Genomic DNA, 2,500 nt, shown 5'->3' on the forward strand with positions numbered 1-2,500 from the left:
CGGTTCGATTCCGGTAAAAGGCACCACTGGAGGTTTAGCTCAGCTGGGAGAGCATCTGCCTTACAAGCAGAGGGTCGGCGGTTCGATCCCGTCAACCTCCACCAGTAACAATCTTGATCCTTGAAAACTAAACGAGTGTTACAGAGATCTGATGCGAGTCAAGATACAAGCTTTCTAACTTTTATTGAGAGTTTGATCCTGGCTCAGGACGAACGCTGGCGGCGTGCCTAATACATGCAAGTCGAGCGGACTGATTCGGAGCTTGCTCCGAAGATGTTAGCGGCGGACGGGTGAGTAACACGTGGGCAACCTGCCCGACAGACCGGGATAACGCTTGGAAACGAGTGCTAATACCGGATAGGCTTCTCCTTCGCATGAGGGAGAAGAGAAAGAAGCTTTCGCTTCACTGTCGGATGGGCCCGCGGCGCATTAGCTAGTTGGTGAGGTAACGGCTCACCAAGGCGACGATGCGTAGCCGACCTGAGAGGGTGACCGGCCACACTGGGACTGAGACACGGCCCAGACTCCTACGGGAGGCAGCAGTAGGGAATCTTCCACAATGGGCGCAAGCCTGATGGAGCAACGCCGCGTGAATGATGAAGGCCTTCGGGTTGTAAAATTCTGTCTTCTGTGAAGAACAAGTGTGAGAAGAGAACGCTCACACCCTGACGGTAACAGAGGAGGAAGCCCCGGCTAACTACGTGCCAGCAGCCGCGGTAATACGTAGGGGGCAAGCGTTGTCCGGAATCACTGGGCGTAAAGCGCGCGCAGGCGGCCATTTGCGTCCGGGGTGAAAGCCCAAGGCTCAACCTTGGGATTGCCTTGGATACGGGATGGCTTGAGGATCGGAGAGGCAAGGGGAATTCCACGTGTAGCGGTGAAATGCGTAGAGATGTGGAGGAACACCTGTGGCGAAGGCGCCTTGCTGGCCGATTTCTGACGCTGAGGCGCGAAAGCGTGGGGAGCAAACAGGATTAGATACCCTGGTAGTCCACGCCGTAAACGATGAGTGCTAGGTGTTGGGGGGTACCACCCTCAGTGCCGAAGCTAACGCATTAAGCACTCCGCCTGGGGAGTACGGTCGCAAGACTGAAACTCAAAGGAATTGACGGGGGCCCGCACAAGCAGTGGAGCATGTGGTTTAATTCGAAGCAACGCGAAGAACCTTACCAAGACTTGACATCCCGCTGACCGGTTTAGAGATAGACCTTCCCTTCGGGGCAGCGGTGACAGGTGGTGCATGGTTGTCGTCAGCTCGTGTCGTGAGATGTTGGGTTAAGTCCCGCAACGAGCGCAACCCCTAAATTGTGTTGCCATCATTTGGTTGGGCACTCACAATTGACTGCCGGTGACAAACCGGAGGAAGGCGGGGATGACGTCAAATCATCATGCCCCTTATGTCTTGGGCTACACACGTGCTACAATGGGCGGTACAAAGGGTTGCGATGCCGCGAGGCGGAGCCAATCCCAAAAAGCCGCTCACAGTTCGGATTGCAGGCTGCAACTCGCCTGCATGAAGCTGGAATTGCTAGTAATCGCGGATCAGCATGCCGCGGTGAATTCGTTCCCGGGCCTTGTACACACCGCCCGTCACACCATGGGAGTTGGCAACACCCGAAGCCGGTGAGGTAACCGCAAGGAGCCAGCCGTCTAAGGTGGGGTCGATGACTGGGGTGAAGTCGTAACAAGGTAGCCGTATCGGAAGGTGCGGCTGGATCACCTCCTTTCTATGGAGTACCGAGCCTTTCGGCTCATACTCATGGCCTAACGGCCAGTTTTAAAACAACAACTTACTCGTATCAATCTCTGACAACAACTCGTTTAGTTTTGGAGGATCAAGTGGCCGTGAGGCCATGAACTCCAGAGTGTTCCTTGAAAACTGGATAGCGAATTTAGTGAGTCAAGACATGTTTGAAATGCAGCATTTCGTAATTAACTTAGGTTAAGCTACGAAGGGCGCACGGAGGATGCCTTGGCGCCAAGAGCCGATGAAGGACGGGGCAAACACCGAAATGCCTCGGGGAGCCGTAAGCAGGCGTTGATCCGGGGGTATCCGAATGGGGCAACCCGGCACTCGTAATGGAGTGTCACTCAGCACTGAATCCATAGGTGTTGAGAGGTAGACCAGGGGAACTGAAACATCTAAGTACCCTGAGGAAGAGAAAACAATAGTGATTCTCCTAGTAGCGGCGAGCGAACGGGGAAGAGCCCAAACCGTGTGGCTTCGGCCATGCGGGGTTGCGGGGCGTCTCACATGGAGTTACAAATCTGTTGGGTAGGCGAACAGTCTGGAAAGGCTGACCGAAGAGAGTGAAAGTCTCGTACCCTAAACTTAACAGACTCCGAGACGATACCCCAAGTACCGCGGGACACGAGAAATCCCGTGGGAATCAGGGAGGACCACCTCCCAAGGCTAAATACTACTTGGCGACCGATAGTGAACCAGTACCGTGAGGGAAAGGTGAAAAGCACCGCGGGAGCGGAGTGAAAAAGAACCTGA

General features: G+C 54.7%; 2 tRNA genes and 2 rRNA genes (2 of these 4 running past the window's edge). All 4 read left to right on the forward strand.

Going from position 1 to position 2,500, the window contains the following annotated elements:
* A tRNA-Thr gene (locus CBW65_RS13830) sits at positions 1-26 on the forward strand (it extends 50 nt beyond the left edge of the window).
* A 2-nt stretch (positions 27-28) separates the two neighbouring features.
* Positions 29-104, forward strand: a tRNA-Val gene (locus CBW65_RS13835).
* Between the two features lie 76 nt (positions 105-180).
* Positions 181-1,727 (forward strand): 16S ribosomal RNA (locus CBW65_RS13840).
* A 213-nt stretch (positions 1,728-1,940) separates the two neighbouring features.
* A 23S ribosomal RNA gene (locus tag CBW65_RS13845) occupies positions 1,941-2,500 on the forward strand; it runs 2,369 nt beyond the window's last position.
* Together the 16S and 23S rRNA genes with 2 tRNA genes alongside form the textbook arrangement of a ribosomal RNA operon.

It is taken from the genome of Tumebacillus avium, assembly GCF_002162355.1.
Classification (GTDB): domain Bacteria; phylum Bacillota; class Bacilli; order Tumebacillales; family Tumebacillaceae; genus Tumebacillus_A; species Tumebacillus_A avium.